The 26,687-nt window shown below is 62.2% G+C and carries 22 protein-coding genes and 1 riboswitch; of the genes, 17 read left to right on the top strand and 5 right to left on the bottom strand.

What is annotated here, in order from left to right:
- Positions 1–49 precede the first annotated feature (49 nt).
- A complete protein-coding gene (locus RWK44_RS03685) occupies positions 50–679 on the top strand; it encodes a hypothetical protein (protein WP_316028374.1) in 630 nt (209 codons plus the stop codon).
- A 13-nt stretch (positions 680–692) separates the two neighbouring features.
- On the opposite strand, the gene RWK44_RS03680 is transcribed toward RWK44_RS03685, so the two are convergent.
- Complete coding sequence (locus RWK44_RS03680; protein ID WP_205938857.1) at positions 693–2,585, bottom strand: ABC transporter ATP-binding protein/permease; 1,893 nt, start codon at positions 2,583–2,585, stop codon at positions 693–695.
- Between the two features lie 114 nt (positions 2,586–2,699).
- A riboswitch (SAM riboswitch) is annotated at positions 2,700–2,777 on the top strand.
- A gap of 47 nt (positions 2,778–2,824) precedes the next feature.
- On the opposite strand from RWK44_RS03680, the gene metA reads away from it, so the two are divergent.
- The 6 genes from metA (at position 2,825) to RWK44_RS03650 (ending at position 8,830) form a co-directional block, all read left to right on the top strand.
- Complete coding sequence (gene metA / locus RWK44_RS03675) at positions 2,825–3,748, top strand: homoserine O-acetyltransferase MetA (protein ID WP_221983560.1); 924 nt, start codon at positions 2,825–2,827, stop codon at positions 3,746–3,748.
- A 227-nt stretch (positions 3,749–3,975) separates the two neighbouring features.
- A complete protein-coding gene (locus tag RWK44_RS03670) occupies positions 3,976–4,998 on the top strand; it encodes an aldose epimerase family protein (protein ID WP_221953415.1) in 1,023 nt (340 codons plus the stop codon).
- Positions 4,999–5,131: 133 nt separating this feature from the next.
- Positions 5,132–5,905 carry a GntR family transcriptional regulator gene (locus RWK44_RS03665; RefSeq protein ID WP_131663128.1) on the top strand — a complete coding sequence of 258 codons (774 nt, stop codon included), beginning with the start codon at positions 5,132–5,134 and terminating at the stop codon, positions 5,903–5,905.
- Positions 5,902–6,933 (top strand): SIS domain-containing protein, encoded by a 1,032-nt coding sequence (locus RWK44_RS03660; protein ID WP_131663129.1) that lies wholly within the window; start codon positions 5,902–5,904, stop codon positions 6,931–6,933. The genes RWK44_RS03665 and RWK44_RS03660 overlap by 4 nt, the downstream gene beginning before the upstream one ends.
- Positions 6,933–8,084, top strand: a complete 1,152-nt coding sequence (gene nagA / locus RWK44_RS03655) for an N-acetylglucosamine-6-phosphate deacetylase (protein ID WP_222061727.1) — start codon at positions 6,933–6,935, stop codon at positions 8,082–8,084. Before RWK44_RS03660 ends, nagA begins: the two co-directional genes overlap by 1 nt.
- A gap of 17 nt (positions 8,085–8,101) precedes the next feature.
- Positions 8,102–8,830, top strand: coding sequence for an SIS domain-containing protein (locus RWK44_RS03650; protein WP_025396398.1), 729 nt, complete (start codon positions 8,102–8,104; stop codon positions 8,828–8,830).
- A gap of 183 nt (positions 8,831–9,013) precedes the next feature.
- Here the strand turns inward: RWK44_RS03650 and efp are convergent, their stop codons facing one another.
- Positions 9,014–9,583, bottom strand: coding sequence for an elongation factor P (efp, locus tag RWK44_RS03645; RefSeq protein ID WP_017962511.1), 570 nt, complete (start codon positions 9,581–9,583; stop codon positions 9,014–9,016).
- A gap of 150 nt (positions 9,584–9,733) precedes the next feature.
- Between efp and epmA the strand changes: the two genes are divergently transcribed.
- The 9 genes from epmA to RWK44_RS03600 all read left to right on the top strand — a co-directional run bounded on the left by epmA (position 9,734) and on the right by RWK44_RS03600 (position 22,552).
- Positions 9,734–10,795 carry an EF-P lysine aminoacylase EpmA gene (epmA, locus tag RWK44_RS03640; protein WP_025396397.1) on the top strand — a complete coding sequence of 354 codons (1,062 nt, stop codon included), beginning with the start codon at positions 9,734–9,736 and terminating at the stop codon, positions 10,793–10,795.
- Positions 10,792–11,844: a lysine-2,3-aminomutase-like protein gene (locus RWK44_RS03635; RefSeq protein ID WP_168255973.1), complete on the top strand. Its 1,053-nt coding sequence runs from the start codon at positions 10,792–10,794 to the stop codon at positions 11,842–11,844. Before epmA ends, RWK44_RS03635 begins: the two co-directional genes overlap by 4 nt.
- Positions 11,845–12,107: 263 nt before the next feature.
- A complete protein-coding gene (locus tag RWK44_RS03630; RefSeq protein ID WP_025396395.1) occupies positions 12,108–12,359 on the top strand; it encodes an acyl carrier protein in 252 nt (83 codons plus the stop codon).
- Positions 12,359–13,540, top strand: a complete 1,182-nt coding sequence (locus RWK44_RS03625; protein ID WP_316028373.1) for an acyl-CoA dehydrogenase family protein — start codon at positions 12,359–12,361, stop codon at positions 13,538–13,540. The genes RWK44_RS03630 and RWK44_RS03625 overlap by 1 nt, the downstream gene beginning before the upstream one ends.
- A gap of 5 nt (positions 13,541–13,545) precedes the next feature.
- The gene (locus RWK44_RS03620; protein WP_025396393.1) at positions 13,546–14,454 is read left to right on the top strand and encodes an amino acid--[acyl-carrier-protein] ligase; all 909 of its coding nucleotides are present in this window, start codon (positions 13,546–13,548) and stop codon (positions 14,452–14,454) included.
- Entirely contained in the window at positions 14,445–15,437 is a 993-nt protein-coding gene (locus RWK44_RS03615; protein WP_222061725.1) for a DUF1839 family protein, read from the top strand. The genes RWK44_RS03620 and RWK44_RS03615 overlap by 10 nt, the downstream gene beginning before the upstream one ends.
- Positions 15,438–15,453: 16 nt before the next feature.
- On the top strand, positions 15,454–17,934 hold the full coding sequence (locus tag RWK44_RS03610; RefSeq protein ID WP_316028372.1) for a glycoside hydrolase family 2 protein: 2,481 nt from the start codon (positions 15,454–15,456) through the stop codon (positions 17,932–17,934).
- Positions 17,935–17,979: 45 nt separating this feature from the next.
- Positions 17,980–19,158, top strand: coding sequence for a glycosyltransferase family 4 protein (locus tag RWK44_RS03605; RefSeq protein ID WP_168255969.1), 1,179 nt, complete (start codon positions 17,980–17,982; stop codon positions 19,156–19,158).
- 82 nt (positions 19,159–19,240) lie between these two features.
- Entirely contained in the window at positions 19,241–22,552 is a 3,312-nt protein-coding gene (locus RWK44_RS03600; protein ID WP_316028371.1) for an oligosaccharide flippase family protein, read from the top strand.
- 69 nt (positions 22,553–22,621) lie between these two features.
- On the opposite strand, the gene RWK44_RS03595 is transcribed toward RWK44_RS03600, so the two are convergent.
- The 3 genes from RWK44_RS03595 to RWK44_RS03585 all read right to left on the bottom strand — a co-directional run bounded on the left by RWK44_RS03595 (position 22,622) and on the right by RWK44_RS03585 (position 25,161).
- The gene (locus RWK44_RS03595) at positions 22,622–23,800 is read right to left on the bottom strand and encodes a glycosyltransferase family 4 protein (protein WP_316028370.1); all 1,179 of its coding nucleotides are present in this window, start codon (positions 23,798–23,800) and stop codon (positions 22,622–22,624) included.
- 147 nt (positions 23,801–23,947) lie between these two features.
- Positions 23,948–24,184, bottom strand: a complete 237-nt coding sequence (locus tag RWK44_RS03590) for an Lrp/AsnC ligand binding domain-containing protein (RefSeq protein WP_003543721.1) — start codon at positions 24,182–24,184, stop codon at positions 23,948–23,950.
- Positions 24,185–24,252: 68 nt separating this feature from the next.
- Entirely contained in the window at positions 24,253–25,161 is a 909-nt protein-coding gene (locus RWK44_RS03585; RefSeq protein ID WP_168321278.1) for a LysR family transcriptional regulator, read from the bottom strand.
- An 84-nt stretch (positions 25,162–25,245) separates the two neighbouring features.
- Here RWK44_RS03585 and hglS point away from each other — a divergent pair, with 84 nt between their 5' ends.
- A complete protein-coding gene (gene hglS / locus RWK44_RS03580; RefSeq protein WP_316028369.1) occupies positions 25,246–26,676 on the top strand; it encodes a 2-oxoadipate dioxygenase/decarboxylase HglS in 1,431 nt (476 codons plus the stop codon).
- The last annotated feature ends 11 nt before the right edge of the window (positions 26,677–26,687 follow it).

Here is a 26,687-nt window from a genome sequence, read left to right as displayed (position 1 = left end):
CCGGCAGCCGGGGATATTGCTAATCGCAATGGCGACAAGGAAAAGTCATATGTCTCGCAAGCCTCATTCCCGTTTTCTCACAGCACTTACTGCCGGCAGCCTCGTGGCGCTTGCCCTGTCGCAAACCGCACAGGCGCAAGACGCCCAGCGCATTCGTGTTCGGAGCGCAATCGAAACACTCAGCGGCGATACGCTCGTCGTCAAGACGCGCGAGGGCAACGATGCGACGGTCGCGCTGAAAGCCGGCTGGAAGGTCGACGGCATCAAAAAAGCTTCCGTCGAGGATATCAAACCCGGCGATTTCGTCGGCGTCGCTTCGCTTCCGAAGGGCACGGGCCCGGACGGGGCGATCGAGGTGCTGATCTTTCCGGCGTCGATGAAGGGAACCGGTGAGGGCAACCGTCCCTGGGATGCGCAGCCGAACAGCCAGATGACCAACGCGACTGTCAGCAACGCCGTCAAATCCGTCGACGGCCACACGATCACGCTGACCTATCAGGGCAAGGAAAAGACCATCTCGATTGCCGATGGCACGCCGATCGTGACGTTGGCGCCTGCGACCAAGGATGATCTGAAGCCCGGCGCCGGCGTCGTCGTCACCGGCGAGACGGCGGCGGATGGCAGCATCTCGGCCAGCCAGATCGCCGTCGGTCTCAACGGCGTCATACCGCCGATGTAACGGATGCGCGGCATCAAAGCGCCGGCGCGGGCATGGCGGCAGCGCCGGCACTGGCGCTGGCGCCGGTCTGGACGACAGATGGCTGTTCCTCGGATTTTGACGGCAGCGCCTGCAGATGCAGCACGCGCGGCTTCAGCACCTCGAGATAGGCCTCGGAGCGGCCGATATAGATCATGCCGCTTTCGGGCATCGAGGTGAGCAGTTTGGCCATTGTTTCCTGAAATTCCGGCTCCATGCCTTCCAGCACTTCGTCGAAGATGATCCAGCGCGGGCGCACGAGAAGCAGACGGGCAAATCCGATCGCTTTCTGCTGGTCGCTGTCGAGCAGCTTGTCCCAGCGGGCGCGGGTTTCGAGCCTTGCGATCAGCGAATGGAGACCAACCTTGTCGAGGGCCGCCTCGACGTCGGCTTTCTCGTAGGCTTCGGGACGTTCGGGGAAGGCCAGCGCCTCGCGCAGCGTGCCGCCGGGAACATAGGCAACCTGCGGAACGAAGAGCATGTCGTCGATCGGCGGCAGGCCTATCGTGCCGCTGCCGCACGGCCAGAGGCCGGCCATCGCCTGGAAGAGCAGCTTGCGATTGACGCTGTGATCGCCGTTGATCATGATTTTTTCGCCGGCCTTGATCACGACATCGGTTTCACGCAGGCGGAAACCGCCGCATTCCTCGATGTCTTCGCCGATCTTGGCGACGATCACCACGTCCTTCAGCGTCAGCGTGTCGGGCGCGGCGTTTTCATAGGCGATGCTGTCCTTCAGGTCGAAGTCCTCTTCCATCTCGACCAGCGCCTGGCGGAAATCGGTGACGCGCATCAGCGTGGCGCGCCATTCGGCGATCGGGCCGAAATTGGACACATACCAGCGCAGCGCCGTGTTGACCTGGTTGAAGGCACCGACGGACATCATCAGCTGGCCGAGGGTGAGACCGCCGGAGAAATAGGCGGGGGCGGCAACGATGATCGGGATGACGATCACCAGCCAGCCATAGCCGGCCGAGACCCAGGTGAGATTGGTATTGGCCATGGCAAGCCGCTTGACGACTGTCAGGACCGAGCTGATATCGGTGTTGATGCGCCGACGCTCGTTCTCCTCGCCGCGGGCGACGGTGATTGCCGGCATGTTTTCGTTGGCGTGCATCAGCGTGAAGCGAAGCTCGGCCTCTTTCGAAAAACGATCGGCATTGAGCTTCACCAGCTTGCGGCCGACCACCTGGCTCAGCACTGACGCGGAAGCGGCATAGAAAATCGCCGCCCAGACCATGTAGCCTGGAATGGAGAAGCTATGGCCGCTGATGCGGAAGATGAAGCCGCTGGAAAGTTCCCAGAGCACGCCGATGAAGCTCACAAGAAGAATGGTCGACTGCAGCAGGCCGAGAACCAGTCCTGTCGTGCTTTCGGCAAGGTTGCGGGAATCCTCGTGCAGACGCTGGTCCGGATTGACGCCGATCAAGCCGCTGGAGGCGAGCCGCAGCGCTCGCTTGCGCTTCAGCCACTGGTCGACCAGATCGCGCGACAAGCCTTCGCGCATATAGAGCGCGGTCATCTGGTTCAGCCAAGCCTGCAGCACGTTGAGCAGCAGCAGCGTGCCGGCGATCATCGCGAAGATTTCGAGCTGGTGGAAGAATTCGCCGAGGTCGCGGCGCTCCAGCGAGTCGTAGAAAGGAGCATTCCACTCGTTCAGGATGACCTGGCCGTAGGATGTCGCCAGGATGACGAGGATCAGCACGGTCGCCAGAAACAGCACCTTGCCACGCACTTCCGAATTCCAGAATGCTGAGAACATGACGCCGAGGCGATATGTCAGGCTTAAATCATACCCTACCCTATCCTGCCTCCGGATGCCCGGCCTCCTCTCGATCTTATCTGCCATTACGCTTTTCCAAATCGCCCATGCCCCTATAAATAACATGGTGGCGTTACCGGTCTATCAACAGATTCTATCAGTCATTAAAGTGTGATGATGCTTGCATGAGTCTCTCCTGCATGCATTCGCCAGTTGATTCGCAATCAGACTGGGTCTAATTAAGGCCTCCGTGGTGATTTGGCCGGCCGGCTTGCAGCCACGTTAAAAAAGTCGCTAAAGGGCCGCGTGCGGACCGGTAGCGATTTTTGTCGCCGCCGGTTTTTGTTTTTGATCGAGTGACCGCAATGCCCATCAAGATCCCCGATACGCTGCCCGCCTTCGAAACCCTGGTTCAGGAGGGTGTGCGGGTGATGACCGAGACGTTGGCGATCCGTCAGGATATCCGACCGTTGCAGATAGGGCTGCTGAACCTCATGCCGAACAAGATCAAGACCGAGCTGCAGATGGCCCGCCTTGTCGGCGCCTCGCCGCTGCAGGTGGAGCTGTCGCTCATCCGCATCGGCGGCCACAAGGCGAAGAATACGTCCGAAGATCATCTGCTTGCCTTTTACCAGACCTGGGAGGAGGTAAAGCACCGCAAGTTCGACGGCTTTATCATCACCGGGGCGCCGATCGAGCTTTTGCCCTATGAGGACGTCACCTATTGGGCGGAGATGCAGGAGATTCTCGACTGGACGGAAACGAATGTCCATTCGACGATGAACGTCTGCTGGGGCGCGATGGCGGCGGTCTATCATTTTCACGGCGTTCCGAAATACGAGCTGAAAGAGAAGGCCTTCGGCGTCTACCGCCACCGGAACCTGAAGCCTTCCTCGATCTACCTCAACGGCTTTTCCGACAATTTCGAAGTGCCGGTGTCACGCTGGACCGAAGTGCGCCGCACTGATATCGAAAAATCCGAAAGCCTGGAGATCCTGATGGAGTCCAGCGAAATGGGCGTCTGCCTCGTGCACGAGAAGAGAGGCCGGCGGCTCTACATGTTCAACCATGTCGAATATGATTCCACCTCGCTTTCCGACGAGTATTTCCGCGACGTCAATGCCGGTGTGCCGATCAAGATGCCGCACAATTACTTCCCGCATAACGATCCGGCGCTTGCGCCGCAGAACCGCTGGCGCAGCCATGCGCATCTCTTGTTCGGCAACTGGATCAACGAAATCTACCAGACGACGCCCTTTGATGTGGAAGAGATCGGCACCGATCTCTGACCGTTGCCGAATCACGCCTGGAGCCGATGCCGCCGCACCACTGCTGCGGCTTTTCTTTCTGATCCGCCGGTTGCAGATTGAAGCAAATCCGGGCAGGTTCCTGTCCTGAAGCCTACCACACCGCGCGTCTTCGTCGGACGTGCAATTCACACATTGAATCGCTGCAAATTCCTCAAATCGATTCCGAATTGAGGAATTTGCAGAAGAGATAGAATGGACGGTCGATCATGTCGGATAAGTTGGAGCGGGACGTTTTCGGGCAGACGCAGGCGGGCGAGACCGTCTATCGCGTCGAGATCAAGGGCGGCGGGCTGACGGCCAAGATCATCAGCTGGGGCGCGGTCATCCAGGATCTGCGTCTCGAGGGACATGATGCGCCGCTGCAGCTTGGCTTCGACGATTTCGACAGCTATCTGCTTTATTCGTCCTATTTCGGCGCGACGCCCGGCCGCTGCGCCAACCGCGTCGGCGGCGGCAGGTTCACGCTTGACGGCAAGGACTATCAGCTCGAGCCGAATGAAAACGGCGTCACGCATCTGCATGGCGGCAGCGACAATATCGCCAAACGCAATTGGACGATCGTCGAGCATGACGTCGACCGCGTGGTGCTGAAGATCGTCGATCCCGATGGCCGCGCCGGCTATCCCGGCAATTGCACCATCCAGGCGACTTTTTGGGTGCATGGCAATGGTGAACTGTCGATCACCTACGAATCGACCAGCGACCAGCCGACGCTCGCCAATGTCTGCCAGCACGCCTATTTCAATCTCGACGGCCGCGAAGACGCGCTTGGCCATGACATCATGATTGCCGCCGATCACTATCTGCCGACCGATGAGAAGCAGGTGCCGACCGGCGAGATCCGTTCCGTCGAGGGCACGGAATTCGATTTCCGCGAGATGGCGCCGATGAAGCGTTTTGTCGGCAGTGAACAAGCGTTTTACGACCATAATTTCTGCCTGTCGGGCGAGCGTACCGCCAAGCGGAGCGTCGCGCTCGCCCGCAGCCTGTATTCCGGCGTATCGCTGGAAGTGCGCAGCACGGAGCCAGGTGTGCAGTTCTATGCCGGCTTCAAGCTCGATGTCGCGGCCCCCGGCATCGGCGGGCGCAAATACGGCCCATTCGCCGGCTTCTGCCTGGAGACGCAGATCTGGCCGGATGCCATCAATCACCAAGGTTTTCCGAATGCGGTCCTGCGCCCCGGCGAAGTGCTGCGCCAGGAGACGGATTATATCTTCACCAAGAACTGAGTGTTTCTGCCGCACGCACGGCTGTCAAATTCGAGCGTTATGAAACCCTTGCTGGTCCGCCGGCGAGGGTTTTTTCGTTCCGTGCTCGATTCTGTCTTGCCGATTGGTTCTATATAGGTTCTATTGTGTGTCCATGGATAGAACCAGTCTGATAGCGGAATTGAACAGCCGCGGCCTGCGTGACGAGGCGCTGACCGGGCCGCTCTACAAGCGGCTGGCGCAGACGCTGACCGGCCTCATTCAGGAAGGGCTGCTGAAGCCCGGCACCGCGCTGCCGGGCGAGCGCGACCTTGCCGAGGCTCTGAAGCTCGGCCGTGTCACCGTGCGCACCGCCTATCGCGACCTGATGGCGTCAGGCGCACTGGAATCGCGCCACGGAAGCGGTACTTTCGTATCGAGCAGGGTGGAACGCATGGAACAGTCGCTGTGGCGGCTTTCCTCCTTCTCCGCCGACATGCGTTCACGCGGGCGTCTGCCGGCCGCACGGATATTGTCGCGGGCGGTCAATACGCCGTCCCCGGAGGAATCCTTCCTGCTCGGCCTCGGCGGCGACGAGCCGGTGCTGAGACTTGACCGCTTGCGCCTTGCCGACGGCCTGCCGCTGGCGATCGAACGCGCCGTGGTGCCGATCAAGTTCCTGGGACACGATGCCGGCGGTGAGGGATCGCTCTACGATGCGTTGACGGCCAGCGGCCACAGGCCCGTGCGCGCGCTGCAGCGGCTGACCGCAGTCACGCTCGATCCGTCTTCCGCGGCGATCCTGGACGTCAAATCGGGCGCGCCAGCGCTTCTGATCGAACGTGTCTCGCGCCTGGAGGACCAACGCGTCGTCGAATACACCCGCTCGCATTATCGCGGCGATGCCTATGATTTCGTTGCCGAATTGAGAATCGGAGATGACCTATGAATGACCACCAGTCACTGATGCTACAGGAAGCCGGCCAATCGCCTGAGGTGGTGGCCACGCTGCTCGAAAAGGAAAAACCGGTCTTTGCCGAGATCGCCCGGCTGTTTTCGTCCGCCCGCCCGAGCGTGGTGACGACGGCGGCGCGCGGCTCCTCGGACCATGCCGCCACCTTCTTCAAATATCTCTTCGAGATCACCTGCGGCGTTCCGGTCGCCTCGGTCGGCCCGTCGATCGCTTCGGTCTATGGTGCGGCGCTGCATCTGAAGGGCGGTGTCCATTTCACCGTCTCGCAGTCGGGTGCCAGCCCCGACATCGTCGCGCTGCAGGATGCGGCGAAGAAGGGCGGAGCGACGACGATCGCCGTCGTCAACGTCACCGACAGCCCGCTTGCGAAGCAGGCCGATATCGTTCTCGGTCTCAATGCAGGTGCTGAAAAGAGTGTCGCGGCGACAAAATCCTTCATCGCCTCGGTTGCAGCCCTTTCCGGGGTAACGGCTGCCATCGGCGGTGCGTCCGATCTGCAGGCCGCGCTCGGCAAGCTGCCGGAGGCGCTCTCGGCAACCGCCGGTATCGACACGGCGGCAGCCGAGGAGGTGCTCTTCAATGCGACCTCGCTCTATACCGCCGGCCGCGGCCCGGCCTTCGCGATCGCGCTCGAAGCGGCGTTGAAGGCCAAGGAGACCTCCGGCCTGCATGCCGAGGCCTTCTCGCTGGCGGAGCTGATGCATGGCCCGATGCGCCTGGTGCAGCCGGGCTTCCCGATCGTCGCCTTTGCGCCCGACGATGCGGCCTTCGTCAACAATGTGCAGGCGCTGGAACGCCTGCAGAAACTCGGCGCCACCACCGTCGGTTTCTCGACTCAGCTGCTTTCCGGCGTCCATCTGCGCGTGCCGACGACGGGCAACGGCCTCGTCGATCCGCTGGTGTCGCTGCTCGTCTATTACCGGCTGATCGAGTCGGTGACGCGCCGCAAGGGCTTCGATCCCGACAAGCCGGCAAACCTGCTCAAGGTGACGGAGACGGTCTGATGGTCCGCAAGATCTTCCTCGGCGCCCGCATCTTCGACGGCGAGCGCCTCCATGACGACAAGGCCCTCATCGTTGTCGGCGGCCGCGTCGAAGCGATCGCTGCCAGAAATGATCTGCCGGACGGCGAGGTGGTGACGCTTGCCGGCGGTGTTCTGTCGGCCGGTTTCATCGATGCGCAGGTCAATGGCGGCGCCGGGCGGATGCTGAACGACGAGCCTTCCGTTGCCTCGATGGACATCATCGCCGGCGGGCACCGGCCCTATGGCACGACGTCGCTGCTGCCGACGCTGATCACCGATACATCAGAGACCTCCATTGCCGCCATCGAGGCGGCCAAGGAGGCAGTGAAAATGAACCGCGGTGTCGCCGGCCTGCATCTCGAAGGCCCGCATCTGGCGCCTGCGCGCAAGGGCGCGCATCTGGCCGAACTGATGCGGCCGGTAGAGGACCGCGATGTCAAGGCCTTCATCCGGGCGCGCGAGGCGATCGGCACGCTGCTCGTCACCATGGCCGCCGAGCAGGTGACGGTTGCCCAGGTGCGTGAGCTTGCGGAAGCCGGCGTCACCGTCAGCATCGGCCATTCCGATTGTTCGAGCGAGGCGGCGGAAGAACGTTTCGATGCCGGAGCTCGTGGAGTCACGCATCTCTTCAATGCCATGAGCCAGTTGGGACACCGTGCGCCCGGTCTCGTCGGCGCAGCGATCGATCATCCCTCGACCTGGTGCGGCATTATCGCCGACGGCCATCATGTCGATCCGAAGGCCCTGCGCACGGCGCTGCGCGCCAAACGCGGTGAAGGCAAGCTGTTTTTCGTCACCGATGCGATGTCGCTCGTCGGCTCGGAGAAGGACTCGTTCACGCTGAACGGGCGCACCGTCCGGCGCGAAACGGGCGGTTTCTGCTCGAAGCTGGTGCTGTCCGACGGCACGCTGGCCGGTTCCGACGTCGACATGATCTCGACGATCCGTTACGGCGTCACCTATCTCGACCTGACGCTTGCCGAGGCTTTGCGCATGGCGACCCTTTATCCGGCCCGGTTCCTTCGGCTTGCCGATCGCGGCCATCTCTCGCCGGGCGCGCGTGCCGATCTCGTGCATCTCACCGATGCGCTTGCCGTCACCGCCACCTGGCTCAGCGGCGAAACGGCCTGAAATCAAGGATAAGCCGGATGACTGATATCACCGATGCCTATTTCTCCAATCTGATCGGCCGGCTGGAAGAACTGAAGCAGACGCTTGCCGAGCCGATGGCGCAGGCAGCAGCCGTCATCCTCAATGCTGCCCGCGGCGACAAGCGGGTCTATGTCTTTGGCACCGGCCATTCGCATATGCTGGCGGAAGAGGTGCATTATCGTGCCGGCGGGCTCGCCTTCACCGTGCCGATACTCGTCGGCTCGGCCATGCTGCACGAGGGTGCGGTCATCAGTTCGGTCTATGAGCGCACGCAGGGCCTGGTGCGGCCGATGCTGGAGCGTTACGGCATGCAGCCGGGCGATGTCATCATCATCGCCTCCAATTCCGGGGTGAACGCCGCGCCGATCGAGGCCGCCGACTATGCGCGCGAAATCGGCGCAAAGGTGATTGCCATCACGTCGATCGCCTATTCCTCAGCGATCGCCAATGGCCGCCGGCGGCTCGCCGACGTGGCCGATGTGGTGCTCGACAACGGGCTGCCACCGGGTGACGCTGTTGTCGATCTCGAAGGCACGGGGCTTCGGGTTGGGCCAGTCTCGACAGCAGTCGGGGTGACGGTCATCAATGCGATCTTCGCCGAAGTCGCCTCGGAGCTTTCGAAATCCGGCGATGCGCCAATTTATCTCAGTGCCAACATGCCGGGCGCCGCTGAGATCAACCAGAAGCTCGTGAAGAAATACCGTCCGCGCAACCCGCATCTCTAAAGCATGTCGCGCAAAAGTGTGCCGCGATTTTGCGTCCGGAATTGCGTGAAAACAAAAAGATAGAGCATGATGCCGAAAAGTGTGAGCGGTTTTCGGACGACATCATGCTCCGATTATTAATCGAGACGGCGGATACAAAAAAGGCCGGCGTGAGCCGGCCTCTTCGATAGGCTGAAACCAGGATCAGTCCTTGGCGCGTTCGACGTAGGAATTGTCTTCCGTGGCGATGACGACGCGGGTGCCGGCATTGATGTGCGGCGGCACCATGGCGCGCACGCCGTTCGACAATATAGCCGGCTTGTAGGAAGACGAAGCCGTCTGGCCCTTGACGACCGGTTCCGTCTCCATGATTTCGAGCGTGACGTGACGCGGCATCTGGATCGCCAGCGCAATGCCTTCATGCATTGACAGAACGCAGGTCATGCCTTCCTGCAGATAAGCCTTGTCGTCCCCCATCGTGTCGACATCGACGACGACCTGATCGTAGTTTTGAGGGTTCATGAAGTGAAAGCCTTCGCCGTCTTCGTAGAGGAATTGATGGTTCACGTCCTCGACGAAGGCGCGCTCGACCTGTTCGGTGGTGCGCCAGCGCTCGGAAACCTTCACGCCGTCGACGATGCGGCGCATGTCGACCTGGGTGACCGGCGTGCCCTTGCCCGGATGAAAGTTCTGGGCGGTGAGAACGACATAGAGCTTGCCGTCGACATCGAGAACGTTGCCCTTGCGGACCGAAGAGGCGATGACCTTGACCATAAGACTTCCTTGTAACTCGGCTTTCGGCGTCGTAGATGACTGTCGAGACGCTCCGAAGACGCAAATGTTTTTTTCTTTGGGGCGCAACTAACCTAAAATCCGGGAAATAGCCACCCCCCATACCGGCCTCTCCGGCGAAGAAAGCTTGGAATGAACTCTTCGGCGAAAGCGTCCCCCTGGTGGACCCCGTCCGTGCATGCCGACCGCCGACCGTTCCTGATCGGACGCAATGCGATCCAAGCGGCGTTGCGCGGGTTTTTCGCGCGCGAGGATTTCATCGAGGTGGATACCGCGGTGCTGCAGGTCTCTCCCGGCAACGAGGCGCATCTGCATGCCTTCGCGACGGAAGCACTGACGACGGATGGGCAAAAGGCGCCGTTCTACCTGCATACCTCGCCGGAATTCGCCTGCAAGAAGCTGCTTGCGGCGGGCGAGGAGCGCATCTCGTGTTTTGCGCATGTCTATCGCAACCGCGAGCGCGGGCCGCTGCACCATCCCGAGTTCACCATGCTCGAATGGTATCGGGCCGGCGAAGGCTACGAGAGCCTGATGATGGATTGCGTGCGGATCCTGGCGCTGGCGACTGAGACGGTGAAGACCGGGAAGCTTGCCTATCGCGGCGCCGAGAGCGATCCCTTCGCCGGGCCGGAGCGGATCAGCGTTGCCGAAGCGTTCGAGCGTCATGCCGGCATCGATCTTCTCGCCTCGGTCGCCGCCGACGGTTCGACCGACCGCGACCATCTGGCGGCCGAGACGAAGCGCATCGGCATGCGGGTTGCCGATGACGACGGCTGGGCCGATCTCTTCAGCCGGGTGCTGGTCGAAAAGATCGAACCGCATCTCGGTTTCGGCCGCATCACCATCCTCGACGAATATCCGATCTCGGAGGCAGCCCTTGCGCGTCGCTCGGCACGCGATCCGAGGGTTGCCGAACGTTTCGAGCTCTATGCCTGCGGCGTCGAGCTAGCGAACGGCTTCGGCGAACTCACCAACGCTGCAGAACAGCGGCGACGGTTCGGGATCGAGATGGCCGAGAAGGCGCGGGTCTACGGCGAGACCTATCCGATCGACGAGGATTTCCTCGCCGCGCTGTCGCTGATGCCTGAGGCAAGCGGTATCGCGCTCGGCTTCGACCGGTTGGTGATGCTCGCGACGGGAGCATCACGCATCGACCAGGTGCTCTGGGCGCCGGTGGCGGAGGTTGGAAGATGAATGTCGTCAAACCGATCAAGAGCGTCGACGATCTTGTGAAGGCGGGGCTGGTCGCGCCTGCCGATCGCATAGCGCTCGAGGAGGTGGCAGCGCGTTACGCGGTTGCGCTGACGCCCGCGATCAGCAAGCTCATTGACCGAGCCGATCCCGATGATCCGATCGCTCGGCAATTCGTGCCCGATGCAGCCGAACTCACGATCGCCCCGGAAGAACGCGCCGATCCGATCGGCGATCATGCCCACAGCCCCGTTGCAGGCATCGTTCACCGCTATCCCGATCGTGTGTTGCTCAAGGCCGTGCATGTCTGCCCGGTCTATTGCCGCTTCTGCTTCCGGCGCGAAATGGTTGGGCCGCAGGGCCTCGGCACGCTCGATGCCGCGGCGATGCAGGCCGCTTTCGATTATATCCGCGGTCATGAGGAAATCTGGGAGGTCATCCTCACCGGCGGCGATCCGCTGGTGCTTTCCTCGCGCCGGCTCGGCGAGATCATGGAGGCGCTTGCCAGCATCGCGCACGTCAAGATCATCAGGTTCCATACGCGTGTTCCGGTCGTCGATCCCGAGAAGATCAATGCGGCGCTGATCGCCGCGCTGAAGGCGAGCGGCAAGACGGTCTATATCGCGCTGCACGCCAACCATGTCAGCGAACTGACGACCGAAGCGCGGGCGGCCTGCGGCCGCCTCGTCGATGCCGGCATCGCCATGGTCAGCCAGTCAGTGCTGCTCAAGGGTGTCAACGACGATCCCGACGTGCTCGCGAAGCTGATGAAGGCCTTCGTCGAAATCCGCGTCAAACCCTATTACCTCCATCATCCGGATCTGGCGCCCGGCACCAGTCATTTCAGAGTGACGATCGACGAGGGGCAGGAGATCGTCGCGGCGCTGCGCGGGCGAATTTCCGGTCTCTGCCAGCCGGCATACATCCTCGATATCCCAGGCGGTCACGGCAAGGCCGTCGTCACTGGGAGTGCGATCCGTGCGACAGGCGACGGATGTTATTCCATCACCGATTATCGCGGCGGCGAGCATTCCTATCCACCGGCCGGTTGAGACAAACGCGGCGTTTTGCGTGTCATTTCTGTACTCGCCACGCCAGAAACCAGACTGCGTCGCAGTATCGAAATTATCTTAAGTCATTGATATAAGGTGGTTGTTTACGACGGCGCGGGAATGATCGCTAAAATCCTAACTATGAGCCTTAGTCATATTTAACTCAATAAATTAGCGGAATGTTCTGTTTTCCGCACTAAAAGAACGCTCATGACAAGGCGATGAACGCCGGATCGGGATCATGAGAATCTTGGAGTGATGGGATGAATAAGGCAATCCGCGACCTCGTAGCCAAATTCGGCAAGCTTCCTGGGCCGATCGATCAGGTCGCCGACGACGCCGATCTTTATGCGGCAGGTTTGACGTCCTTTGCTTCTGTGCAGTTGATGCTTGGCCTCGAAGAGGCCTTCGACATCGAATTTCCCGACAATCTCCTGAACCGCAAATCCTTCGCGAGCATCTCGGCCATCGCCAGGACCGTCGATCTCATCCGGGACGGCCGGAAGGTCGCCTGATGAATTTCCCTGTCAAGATCATGCAGGACGGTCTTGTCACAAGGGTGGCCCGCGTCGCCGAAATTGCGGCGAAACACGCGGATACCGTTGATGCCGAAGGCCGTTTCCCTCGGGAAGCCGTCGATGCGATGAAGGCCGAAAGGCTGCTCGGCATCCAGGTGTCGCGCCATCTCGGCGGCGAATCCGCCTCGATCACCGAGATCGCCGAATTGTGCTCGATGCTCGGCCAGGCCTGCGCTGCAAGCGCCATGGTCTTCGCCATGCACCACATCAAGCTGTCGAGCCTCGTTGAACACGGCGCCGACAGCGAATGGCATCGCGGTTTCATGCGCCGCATCGCCGCCGAGCAGCTGCTGATCGCATCCGCCACCACCGAAGGCGGTATCGGCGGAAATCTGCGCAACAGCATCTGTGCGGTCGAGGTCGATGGCGACACGTGCCGTCTCGAAAAGGATGCGACTGTCATTTCCTACGGCTCGCACGCCGACGCCATTCTCATCACCTCGCGTGCCCACGCGCAGGCGGCTTCCTCCGATCAGGTGCTGACGGCCTTCCTCAAGGACCAGTACACGCTCGAGAAAACGCATGTCTGGAATACGCTCGGCATGCGCGGCACCTGTTCCGATGGCTTCCTGTTCAAGGGCGAAGCGCCGGCTTGCCAGATCCTGCCGAAGCCTTTCGCGGAGATCGCGGCGCAGTCCATGCTTGCCTCCTCGCACCTCTTGTGGAGCGGCGTCTGGTACGGCATCGCCGTCGACGCCGTTGTGCGCGCCCAGGCTTTTGTGCGTGCCGCAGCCCGCAGGGCGCCGGATGCCCAGCCGCCAGGCGCGCTGCGCCTCGCCGAGGTTTCGAACCTGCTGCAGATGGTGAAATCCAACGTGGTTGCCGGCCTCAAGGCCTATGAGGATGCCAAGGCCGATGCCGACAGGCTGTCTTCGATGGGATTTGCGGTGGCGATGAACAACGTCAAGATCGCTTCGTCCGAGACGATCCTGGAGATCGTCAACCATGCGATGCTGATCTGCGGCATCATGGGCTACAAGAACGGCACGCCCTTCAGCCTCGGACGCCATCTGCGCGACGCGCATTCCGCACAGCTCATGATTTCGAATGACCGCATCCTCGGCAACACGTCGAGCATGCTTCTTGTCCATAAACAGGACACTAGCCTACTGGGGTGACAGTCATGGATATGCAGACCTCGTTTCTGGACCGGCTTTTCGAATCCGGTCTGCTGATCGATACCGGCATCGACGGGCTCTACGGCCGCAGCGGCCAGTTCGAAGATGTGATCGCTGCCTTCGAGCGCCTGATCGACACGTTCGGCGGCGCCGATGGTGCCGAAGCCATGCGCTTTCCGCCCGGCATGAACCGTGCCTTCTTCGAAAAGAGCGGCTATATGAAGAGCTTTCCGCAGCTCGCCGGCACGGTGCACAGCTTCTGCGGCAGCGAGCTCGATCATGTCAGCCTGCTGCAATGCATGGAAGTCGGCGAAGACTGGACCAAGGGACAGGAGGCGACCGACATCGTGTTGACGCCGGCTGCCTGCTATCCGCTCTATCCGACGATCGCCAAGCGCGGCAACCTGCCGAAGACCGGCGGCCTCTTCGACCTGCAATCCTATTGCTTCCGCCATGAGCCGTCGAAAGACCCTGCCCGCCAGCAGTTGTTCCGCATGCGTGAATATGTCTGCATGGGCACAGAGCTGCACGTCACCGATTTCCGCCAGCGCTGGATGGATCGCGGCGTCGAGATGATGAAGGCCGTCGGCCTCGATGTGACGATCGACGTCGCTAATGATCCGTTCTTCGGCCGCGCCGGCAAGATGCTCGCCAATAATCAGCGCGACCAGAACCTGAAGTTCGAGCTGCTGATCCCGATCACCTCGGCCGCCAATCCGACCGCCTGCATGAGCTTCAACTACCATCAGGATGCCTTCGGCACGAAGTGGGGTCTCAATCTCGAAGACGGCAGTGTCGCACACACCGCCTGCGTCGGCTTTGGACTGGAGCGCATCGCCCTTGCCCTCTTCCATCATCACGGGCTCGATGTGAAGCAATGGCCGGCCAGCGTACGGAAAGCGCTGTGGGGCTGAGCAAATCGATGACGTCGGTATTTTCGGGGGTATTTTCGGGAATCGACCCGGAAACCTACCGGGCGCATGCGCTGCATTCGGGTGAGCGCACCTGGCCGGAAACCAATTGTTATGTCGATCTCTGGATCGAGGTTCTGGCAACATCAGGCGTTGCGCCGGAGGCGATGCTGGGTTTTACCCTGACGCAGGATTTCGAGGGCGACCAGTTCACTTTCTTCAAAGTGCCGCTTGAGGACCTCGAAGCGCTCTACGGCATTCGTGCGACTGAGCTTGCCATCTACGACCGTGTCGAACGCCATGTCGAGGTTCAGATCGCGCGAGCCCGTCTCTGCCTGATCGAAATGGATTCCTTCTACATGCCGGATACGCGCGGCACTGCCTACCGGCAGGAGCACGGCAAGACGACGGTCGCGATCAACCGGCTGGACGTTGCGGCCAAGCGCGTCGATTATTTCCATAATGCCGGTTATTTCCGGCTTGAAGGCGAGGATTTCGACGGACTGTTCCAGCTGCACCTGACGGAAAACGACCTGCCGTTCCTGCCCTACACGGAATTTGCGCGTTTCCCGGAAAGGCCGGCTGATGAAACGCATCTGCGCGCGACCGCACGGCGGCTTGCCGGTTTTCATTTTGCCCGGCGTCCCCGCGAAAACCCGATCCGCGCCTTTGCAAGCGTCTTTCCACACCAGGTCGAAGCGGTGGCGGAACGGCCGTTCGGCTTCTTCCACAAATACGCCTTCAACACACTTCGCCAGGTGGGCGCCAATTTCGAGCTGGCGGCCGATTACCTCGCCTGGCTTTCCCCTGGTGAATTCGCGGCTGCCGCCGAGCAGGCTAGGCGTATTTCGGAGGTGGCGAAATCGGTGCAGTTCCAGCTTGCCCGCGCCGTCACCCGCAGGAAGTTCGAGCCGTTGCAGGCAGCACTTGATCCGGCCGCCGATGCATGGGATTCCATGATGGCGTCGCTTGCGGGGCGAATCTGAGGCCGGAGATCTGACCATGCGGGGGCGTTTGGCGAGTATCGGTGCCGAGGAAAGTCTACTTTCCGAAGGCTGGAACCTGATCCTGACGGAGCCGGGCGCCTGCGCCGTGCCGCACGACATCCCGCTCTCCGCCCAGTTCATTCCAGCACCCGTTCCCGGCACCGTCGCCGCCGCGCTCGAAAAAGCCGGGCTCTTCGACCGTGAAAATCCCGAGCCGCTGAACACGCGGGATGCCTGGTATCTCTGCCGGCTTTTCGATGCCGAGCCCGGCGACGCGATCCTGCGTTTCGAAGGGCTGGCGACGCTTTGCCATGTCTTCTTGAACGGCCAGGAAATCCTGTTTTCCGAGAGCATGTTTACGGCGCACGAGATTCCGGTGACGCTTTCGGGCGGCGACGAACTGGCACTGTGCTTCCGGGCGCTCGGCCCCCGTCTGTCGGAGCCGGGCCCCCGCGCGCGCTGGCGGCCGCAGATGATCACGCCGGCGGGCTTGAAGAATTTCCGCACGACGCTGCTCGGCCATATGCCGGGCTGGTGCCCCGATATCCATGCCGTCGGGCCATGGCGGCCGATTTCGATGGTGCGGCGCCATCCCGTCTCGATCGACAACGTCTCCATCCGCGCCGTATTGGAGGAGAGTGGCGTCGGCCGCCTCAGCGTTTCCCTGCATAGCAATGCCGAGGATCCGGCAATGCTGCTGCGCTGCGGCGGGATGGAGCAGCCGTTCGAGAAGGTCGGCGACAGTCATTACTCGGCTATCCTCAAGCTTTCCGACATCGAGGCCTGGTGGCCGCATACGTATGGCGCTCCGCGTCTCTACGCGCTGACGCTGGTTTCCGACGGGGTTGAATATCCGCTCGGCAGGACCGGCTTCCGGCGTATCGACGTCGACCGTGGTGCCGATGGCGACGACTTCGCGCTCCTCGTCAACGGCGAGCGTATCTTCTGCCGCGGCGCGGTGTGGACGACTGCCGATATCGCGCGATTGCCGGGCGGGCGGGCGGATTATGAGCCGTTCCTGCGGCTTGCCGCTGCAGCCGGCATGAACATGATCCGCATCGGCGGCACCATGGCCTACGAAACGCCTAATTTCTTCGCGCTCTGCGACGAACTCGGCCTGCTCGTCTGGCAGGACTTCATGTTCGCCAATTTCGATTATCCGCGCAACGACAAGGCTTTTCTTGGCCACGTGCATGCGGAGGTCGAGGAATTCCTGCACGGCGTGCAGGCGTCGCCTTCGCTGGCGGTGCTTTGCGGCGGCAGCGAAATTCGCCAGCAGGCGGCAATGCTCGGCCTGCCGGCGGAATTCTGGAGCGGGCCGGTCACCGATGAAATCATTCCGGCGGTCGTCGCGCGCATGCGCCCCGACGTGCCCTATGTGCCGAACTCGCCGCATGGCGGGGCGATGCCCTTTTCGCCCAATGCCGGTATTGCGCATTATTACGGCGTCGGCGCCTATATGCGGCCGATTGCCGATGCGCGCCGCGCCGATGTGCGTTTTGCCTCCGAAAGCCTCGCCTTCGCGCATGTGCCGCAGCAAAGGACGCTGCAGCGCCATCTCGATGTGCCCGCCGTCCACAGCCCGCTGTGGAAGGCCCGCGTGCCCCGCGACCGCAGCGCATCATGGGATTTCGAGGACGTTCGCGACTTTTACCTGCAGCTTCTCTACGGTTTCGATCCGGCTGAGCTGCGCCGCGAAGATCCGGAACGCTATCTCGATCTCTCCCGCGCCGTTACCGGCGAGGTGATCGAGGAGACTTTTGCCGAATGGCGGCGCAAGGGCTCCGCCTGCAATGGCGCGCTCGTCTGGACGCTGCAAGACCTGCTGCCGGGCCCGGGCTGGGGAGTGATCGACTCCACCGGAGAGCCGAAGCCGGTCTGGTATGCGATGCGCCGTGCATTCCGGCCGGTGCAAGTGATCTTCACCGACGAGGGAACGAACGGTCTCGACGTGCATGTCATCAACGAGACGGATGCAGCACTCGACGTCGAGCTCGAAGTCGTGTGCCTGCGCGGCGGAAAACAGCAGGTCGTCAGCGGTAGCAGGGCCTTCAAGCTGGCGGCAAGAGACACGGAGCGCCTTGCCTGCACCGCGCTGTTCGGCGCCTTCTTCGATACGACCTATGCCTTCCGTTTCGGGCCGCCGGCGCATGATGCCAGTGTGGCGCGCCTGCGCTCGCTGGCGGACGGCGCCATTCTCGCCGAGAGCTTCCACTTCCCGTGCGGACGGGAGAAGGCGCTGCATGATGCAGGTATCGAAGCATCATTCACCAGAGACGGCGACGACTGGTTCGTTGACATCAGGACCGACCGGCTGGCGCAATCGGTGCATATCGACGTCGAGGGCTATCGGGCCGAGGACGACTGGTTCCACCTTGCCCCCGGTCCGATGCGGCGTGTGAGGCTCCACGCGCTGTCCGGCGTGGAAAGCGATATTCCGCCTGCGGGCGAGATCAGAAGTCTAGGCAGTTCGCATCGCGTCGCAATCGAGGGCTGACGCCCCTGCGAAGAATGATGCCGATCCATTGGGAAAGACCGTGATTTGAGAACGATATACCGCCTTCTGCGCGCCCATGTCCTGCAGCGGCTGATCCCGCGGTCGCGTCTTGCCTTCAATCCGCGCAGGCCGGTGGAAATCGTCGGCTATCTCTCGATGGCGGTCGGCGTCGGCGAATCGGCAAGGCTCTGCGCTGGCGCATTGTCGGAAGCTGGGCGGGCGATCTCACTCTCCGACGTCAGCACGCATCCTGACGAGAATTCCTTTGCCGGATGGATGCCGTCGCATCTCTCCACCGAAGCCGCGGGGAGCCGGATCTGGCATCTCAATCCGCCGATGCTGCCGCGCGCCATCCTGAAGAAGGGCGTTGCCAATTTCACCCGCGCCTTCAACATCGGCTATTTCGCCTGGGAGCTCGAAGTCGTGCCGGCCGAGTGGCGCAATGCGATGCATTACATGAATGCCGTCTTCGTGCCGTCGGAATTCACCAGGCGGGCGATTGCGCCCCTCACTGCGGCACCGGTCATCGTCGTTCCGCATCCCGTCACAGAGAAGCCGGCGACGGAAGGCATGCGCCAGAAATTCGGCATCGAGGAGGACGCCTTTCTCGTCAGCTTCATCTTCAGCGCCGGCTCCTCGATCAACCGGAAGAATCCGCAGGCCATCATCGAGGCCTTCAGGATATTTGCCGCCGAATGCCCCAGCGCCTTCCTGTTGATGAAGGCCAGCGGCGATATCAACAAGGATGAGGGCCTGCGCGAACTGATAAGCTCGGTCGCGGGCAATACCGGGATCAGGATCGTCACCGACAGGATGTCGGACTCCGATATCAACGGCCTCATCCGCTGTTCAGACGCCTATCTTTCGCTGCATCGTTCCGAGGGTTTCGGGCTGACGGTGGCCGAGGCGATCATGCAGCGTACCCCCGTCGTTTCCACGGCCTGGTCGGGCACGGTGGATTTCTGCGATCCCGACAATAGCTGGCTGGTTGCCTCTCCCCTCATTCCGGTGGTCGATACCCATCCCGAATTTGCCGGGCTCGAAGGCGCGGTCTGGGCCGATCCCTCACCCGAGGCGGCGGCCGCGCACCTGCGGGACATCTTCCGCACACCCGAGCGTGCACGAGAGAAGGCCGAGAAGGCGCGGGAGTTCCTGCTGCGTTACCTCGCCGAGAACAGCTACGAGAAGGCGCTTCAGACGCTGGCGGCGATGCAGGCCAGCTAAGGTGCCACTCCGCTTTATTTTAACATTTTCGCATTAGAGATGGCGGGTATGCGGCGGTAGGCCGATCCTGACGGATGGACAGATGTCGAAGGGTATTATCGCAAACTCGGTGATGAATGGCGCGGCAGGCATGCTGCTGCTTCTGACGGGCTTCGTTTCCTCGATCATAACCGCGCGGCTGCTCGGGCCGGAAGCCAACGGCATCGTCGCCTTTTCGCTCTGGCTGGTGGTGACCGGCGCCTCGATCGCCGAGCTCGGCTCCAGCATCACGCTGCTGAAGACCTTGCCGCAACTTTCGGCGGACGGCTTCGACGCGCGCCGCCGCCGGGGTTTTGCCGCCATCCTCGTCAGCTTCATGATGTTCTCGACCGTCGTGCTGCTGGCGCTCTACGCCCTATTCTTCCTGACCTCCGAAAAGATGCACTGGGCCGACACCGCGCCTTCCGTCGCTCTGGTCACGGGCGTGCTGTTCTTCGTCCAGGCGATCGGTTCCTTCGTCAAATTCTACCTGATCGGCGAAAAGAAACTGGGCGCCTTCTTTAAGCTGACGGTCGCCGTCTCGATCGTGCAGCTTGCCGGCGTTGCCGTCGGCGCCGTTTTTTACGGCGTCGAAGGCGTTCTCGTCGGTTATGCGCTCGGCCAACTGGTGCTGTTTTTCGCCACGCTGCCGATCCTTCTGGCGCGGCGCGACTGGTGCGGGGTCTCGCTGAAATATCTCGCCTCCTCCTCCGTCATCCTGTCGATCCAGTTCATCATCGATTCCATTTTCCTCAACCGGCTCGAGCTGCTCTTCCTGCAGCAGTTCTGGTCGGTGGAGATGGTCGGCTATTATGCCGTCGGTCTGTCGATCGCGAATATCGCGCTGCAACTGCCGATCCAGATGACCGGCAGCCTGCTGCCCTATTATTCCGAGCGGCGGCACAGCAGCGACGATTCGACGTTGCCGGTCGAGGTCTTTGCCGCCGTCACCCGCAGCATGGCCTATATCGTGCTGCCGATGAGCCTGGGGCTTGCCGCGATCTCCAGTGAACTGGTGCTCGTCGTGTTCGGTGAAGCATTCCGCCGCAGCGGGACGGTGGTGGCGCTGCTTGCGCTTGTTGCTCCCGCCTATACCTTCATGCAGATCCTCAGCCTCTACCTGCTGTCGATGGACAGGGCCCGCTCCCGCCTGAACATCAGTGTGATAGGTGGCCTTCTGATGGTAGTGGGTTGTTTACTCATCATACCTAGGCTTGCAGCCGAGGGTGCCGCACTCGTGCGTATCCTCGTATTCGTTGCGATGTCGGTGATGATGATCAGACAGACAGGATTCGGATCCCAGCTTTCGGGCCTCTACGCGAGCTTGACGAAGGTGACGCTCGCCTCCGTGCTGTGTGCTTGCGGCGCGATTTCCGTGCTGGAATTCGTCCAGGGTCCGGCCGGATTGGTCGGCGCGATCATCGCCGGCGCATTCTGCTATTTCGCAGCACTGCGGGTGCTGCGCGCCGTGCCGGGCGAGGATGTCGAAGTCATGCGCTCTATTCTCGAGAAGATGCCGTCCCTGCTGCGCCGGCCGGTCGGCCGTGCGATCAATTTCATCGCGCCACGACTTCCCGGCGATCCCGATCGCGCCAAGGTCGCGCCTGGTGAATTCTCGCTCGAGCCGGCCGAAGGCGCGGGACGGAGTGCCGCCCTGCCTGTCGTCTTCGACGGCACGATCGGGCTGTTCATGCCTGAGAATCCTCTCGCCAAGAAACGTTCGGCCGCCGTGCTCTTCGTCAGTCCCTGGGGTTTCGAGGAGATGTGCAGCCGGAAATTCTTCCGCGTCGCGGCCGAGCATTTCTCGGATATCGGCGTGGCGAGCCTGCGCTTCGACTATCGCGGCACCGGCGATGCGCTCGATTTCGGCGCTCTGCCGGCAAGGCTGGAAACCTGGGAAGATTCGATCCGTGCGGCCGCCGCCAAGCTGAAATCACTGAGCGGCTGCGACCGCGTCATCCTCATCGCCCAAGGCCTCGGCGCGACCCTTGCCCATCGCGTCGGTTCCTCGATCGACGGCGTCGACAGCCTCGTCATGCTGGCGCCGGTGCTGAGCGGCCGGGCCTATCTGCGCGAACTCAACATGTGGTCCAAGATCATCGATGCCGATCTCGGCCTCGGCAAGGAGCATGTCCAGACTGCCAAGGTGCAGATTGCCGGGCTCGTCATGCCCGAAGAGATCGCTGCCGAGCTCGGCAAGCTCAGCATCGCCTCGCCGCAGGAGCTTGCAGCTCCCCGCTATTTGATCCTAGAACGTCCTGCCAAGGCCGAGGATACCGGTTTTGCCGATACGCTGAAGGCGCTTGGCGCCGATGTCGAGCAGAAGGCTTTCGAAGGTTATGACGAGCTCGCCACCAATCCGCTGTTTGCCAAGACGCCGATGGCTGTCGTGGCACTGCTGACGACGTGGCTAGAGACAACGACGACGGAGACATCCGCCGCCCAATCGCCGGCAGCGATCGACAGCCTGCCGCTTGCCGGCGATGGTTTTGCGGAAACGCCGGTCCGTTTCGGAAGCCATAATCATCTGGTCGGCGTCGTCAGCCGGCCGCTCGGCGAGATCAAGGGTAATGCCGTGCTCTTCCTGTCGACGGCCTACGACCGGCATGCCGGCTGGGGACGGACGACGGTTGATATGGCGCGCGAGCTCGCTCGCCAAGGCGTCGTTTCGCTGCGCTTTGATTCCGCCAATGTCGGCGACAGCCCGCCGCGGCCGGATGCGCCGGAACAGGTGCTTTATTCGGATTCGCAGACCACGGATGCGGTCGCCGCGCTCGATCTGCTCGAAAGCGTCGTCGCCGGGCCCGTCATGGTCGCCGGCCGATGCAGCGGCGGCTATGTCGCCTTCCGCGCCGGCGTCGCCGACGAACGGCTGAAGGCGGTCGTGTCGATCAATCCGTTCGTCTATTATTGGGATCCCGACATGCCGGTGCGACGGGAGCATGTCGTCTCCGTTCCCCGTAGCCTCGATGATTATAGCCAGCGCCTCGCGCGACTCGACACGCTGAAGCGGCTGCTGCGCGGCCAGGTCGACGTGGTTGCGGCGCTGCGGAACATCGTCATCGCCGCCGGCCGCCGGTTGTCGCCGTGGATCGCGCCGCTGCTCGAGTTACTTCCCGACCGGCGCCATATCGCCCGCGAGGTCCGGCACTCATTCGCGTTGTTCGGCAAGCGTAAGGTACCGCTGACGCTGATCTACAGCGAGGCCGATGTCGGGCTCGACCACGTCTATTTCCACTTTGGGCCGCGCGGCGCCAGGCTGTCGCGCTATCCGAACGTGCGGCTGCTGATGCTGCCGGATGCCGACCACAATCTGACGCCGCCGCAATCGCGCAAATTCGTACTCGACGAGATCATTCGTCTGGCGAGAGCATAACCGGCGATTTTACAGCGCCGCGTCTTTTCACACTCGCAACCCCGTAGCTTATGCGGCAGGAAGACAGGATCAGATGCTTTTCGCGGCGACGACATCAAGCGATCTGTAGAGATCGATGTAGCGTCCGGCGACGATATCCCAGGAATAGCCGCGGGCGGCGTCGAGAAGCCCGGCGCGAACGGCGTCCGGCTGGCGCGAAAGAGCTTGGTGGGCGGCTTCGATCGCCGTGGCGGCGCTCTCGGGATTGGTGAAATCGGCAAGCAGGAGAACAGGATGCCGGTCGGCGAGCGTCGAAAAGGCATCGTTGGCGTTCAGCACCGGCAGCAGACCGGCGCTCATCGCCTCCAGCGCCACCAGGCCGAAGCCTTCATATTCCGAAGCGGAGGCGAAAATCGAGGCTTCTGCGATGATGCGCCGGATGGTGTCGTTCTCGGGCGACACATGCAGGGTGACGCGCCCGGAGAGATCACGGCTTTCGATTGCGCCTTCGACATCCGCCCGGTTCAGGTCGGATTCGGCGCCGACGATGTCGAGATGCCATTCCGGATCGCGGGTCTTCAGCATGGCCATCGCATCGAGCAGGTGGTCCAGCCGCTTGTTCACCGAAAACCGGCCGATCGTGACGATGCGGCGTTTTGCCCGGCGCGAAGCGGTGTCGGCGAATTTGCCGATATCGGCGCCGTTTTCGATCAGCAGGCTGTCGGGCACGATCTCGGAAAACTGCTTGAGGTCGGAGGCGCTGCAGCAGACGACGCGGCGGTAGGCCATCGCCGAAGCACGGGTCAATGTCCGGAACCAGATCTTCTTGATCGTCGCGTATTTCCGCGTGTGGAAGAAGCCGCCATGGGTGGTGACGATCATCGGCTTGCCGTGCAGCAGCCGGCCCCAGGCGAGCGCGTCGAAGAAAAAGTCGATGGCATGGACATGGACGAGATCGGCATCGGCGAGATGGCGGAAAACCTGCGGTGCCAGCGGATAGCGGCTGCTGCCGAACCAGGGAATGCGCACCACTTCGATGCCGTCGATATCTTCGCGAAGCGGCAGCTTGTCTTCAGGCGAGGTGAAGAGCGAATCCAGCGTGACGACGCGCACGCGGTAACCGCGGCGCACGGTCTGGCGGGCGAGATTGGCGACCACGTCTTCCAGGCCGCCGCGATTGGGCAGGAACTGGCGCACGACATGGACGATCAGTGGGGCCGTTTCCAACTGCGGCTTCGCACGCGCCCTCTCTGCCTCGACGATCGACATTTTCCACCTATCGCTGCACATGCCGGCCCGCGCTGACGCGAGCCCGTGATAACAACGACCAGACATGTCTCGCGTTAAGGTGCGGTTTAGGCAGCACCCGGCAAAGCGTATTTCTTCGCGAAAAGGTTAACCGCGTCTGACGGGAATTCAGAAAGCCTTGAAGGTCAGCGTCGTCAGCGAGCGGACGATGCCGGGAATATTGGCGATGTTGTCGTTGATGAATTTGCCGATATCCTGGCCTTCCTCGATATAGACCTTCAACAGCAGGTCGTAGTCGCCGCTGGTCGAATAGAGCTCCGAGACCAGTTCGGTCTGGTAGATCGCGTCGGCGACATCGTAAGTCTTGCCGGGTGCGCATTGGAGCTGGACGAAGATCGGCTTCATGAAGATTTCCTGCAAAGTTGTTTGGAGCGCATAATGGTCGAAAGCGCCATGCCGATGCAAGCCGTTCGTCACGCAGCCGGGTTGGCGGTGGCTTCTGCGACGATCCAGTCGCGAAAGGCGGCAAGCGGCGCATAATCGGCGCGCTCGGGCGGAAAGGCGAGATAATAGCGCTCGCGGCTCTCCATTTCACGGTCGACAGCTGCGATGAGATCGCCGCGCCTGATCTCCTCCTGCATCAGGAATGTCGGCAGCAGGGCGACGCCAAGGCCGGCGATTGCCGCCTGCGCCGCCGTGGCGAACTGGTCGAAGAGCATGCCGTGCACGCTTTCGAAGGAAACGCCATTGCCGGCGAACCATTGCTCCCAGGCGTCAGGACGCGTCGTCAAATGCAGAAGCGGAACGGCGAGCAGATCCTCTGGTCCTGAGATCGCATATTGCTTCAGAAAATCCGGACTGCAGGCCGGCACCGTGCGCTCCGACATCAGCAGTGCGAGTTCGGCGCCCGGCCAGTGCGGGTGGCCGAAATGGATGGCGGCGTCGATCGAATCGAGGCGGAAATCGAAAGGCGAAAGCCGGGTCACCAGATTGATGGTTACGCCGGCATTGGCGGCGAGAAAGCGTCCGAGGCGCGGCGCCAGCCAGCGCGTGCCGAAGGTCGGCAGGATGGCGAGATTGAGCGTGCCGCCATGCGGATTGGCGCGCAGGTTCAGCGAAGCGCTCGATATCCGCCGCAGCGCCTCGCGAATCTCGCGGGCATATCCGTCGCCGGCAAGCGTCAGCCGCATGGTCTGGCGTTCGCGCAGGAAGAGCTCGACGCCAAGCTGCTCCTCCAGCGCGCTTACCTGGCGGCTGACGGCGCTCTGTGTCAGATCGAGTTCGCGCGCCGCTGCCGTCACGCTGCCGGTGCGGGCGACCGCCTCGAAGGCGACGAGATGCGAAATCGACGGCAGAAAACGTCTAGACGTCAGCATGATCATTCCGTTTCAGAATGGGCTATTTCCAAAATGGCGATATTTGCCGCTTTCTGGCGCGTGTAAAGAGGTTCATCCTGCAAAAGCGGAATGAGCCGGAGTTTCCCAATGCCGCAAGCCTTCGTTTCCCCAGACCGCATCCGATCGCTGTTTACCGAGGCGATGTCGCAGATGTACCGGGCGGAGGTGCCGCAATACGGCACGCTGATCGAACTGGTGACGGATGTGAATGCCGGCTGCCTCGAAAAAGATCCCGACCTGCGCGATCGCCTGGCCCGGGCCGGCGAGCTGGAGCGCATCGATGTCGAGCGCCACGGCGCCATAAGGCTCGGTACGGCCGACGAGCTTTTCACCATCCGCCGGCTGTTTGCGGTCATGGGCATGCAGCCGGTCGGCTATTACGACCTTTCGGTTGCCGGCGTGCCGGTTCATTCCACCAGCTTCCGGCCGATCGACGAGGCAGCGCTCAACGTCAATCCGTTCCGCGTCTTCACCTCGTTGCTGCGACTGGAACTGATCGAGGACGAAGGGCTGCGCGGCGAGGCCGAAGCCATTCTGGCGAAACGGCGGATCTACACGCCGCGCGCCGTCGCGCTGATCGAGCGCCACGAACAGAACGGCGGCCTGAGCGAGGCGGAAGCGACGGAATTCGTCGCCGAGGCGCTGGAAACCTTCCGCTGGCATGGCGAAGCGACAGTCAGCGCCGACACTTACAAGCGTCTGCACGATGCCCATCGGCTGATCGCCGACGTCGTCAGCTTCAAGGGGCCGCACATCAACCATCTGACGCCGCGCACGCTCGATATCGATGCGGTCCAGGCCCGCATGCCGGAACGCGGCATTACGCCAAAGGCGGTCATCGAAGGGCCGCCGCGTCGTCATTGCGATATCCTGCTGCGGCAGACGAGTTTCAAGGCGCTGGAGGAAATGATCGCCTTTTCCGGTGATGACGGCGCGATGCAAGGGACGCATACCGCCCGCTTCGGGGAGATCGAACAGCGCGGCGTGGCGCTGACGGCGAAGGGCCGGACGCTCTATGACCAGCTGCTCGCCTCCGTTCGCGGCGAGGTGCAGGTCGGCGCCGGCGGCGCCAAAGCCGGTGCCTACGACGACGAACTCGCCGCACGTTTCAAGGCACTGCCGGACAGCTGGGATGAGCTGCGCAGAGAGAATCTGGCCTTCTTCCGCTATTCCGCGACGCCTGCGGGCATTGCCGCCGCGGCCGGCAGCACGCTGCCCGGTGATCCGGAGGCACTGATCGCCTCGGGTTACCTCACCTTCACCCCGATCGTCTACGAAGACTTCCTGCCCGTCAGCGCGGCCGGCATCTTCCAGTCGAACCTCGGCACCGACCAGCAGCAGAACTACGCGACCCGCTCGAACCGCGACGCCTTCGAGGCAGCACTTGGCGCCACCGTCCAGGACGAGCTGGCGCTCTACGCCGAACGCCAGGCGGCATCGCTGGATTCGGCGCTGGAGGCGCTCGGCCTTGTGGGTTTGCCGTTGAAGACGGTTGCGTGAAATGGCAGGTT

The sequence above is a fragment of the Rhizobium sp. 25PS6 genome, from assembly GCF_032464655.1.
GTDB classification, from domain to species: domain Bacteria; phylum Pseudomonadota; class Alphaproteobacteria; order Rhizobiales; family Rhizobiaceae; genus Rhizobium; species Rhizobium laguerreae.
The sequence above is the reverse complement of the archived record's forward strand: the minus strand, read 5'-3'. Positions and strand labels throughout refer to the sequence as shown.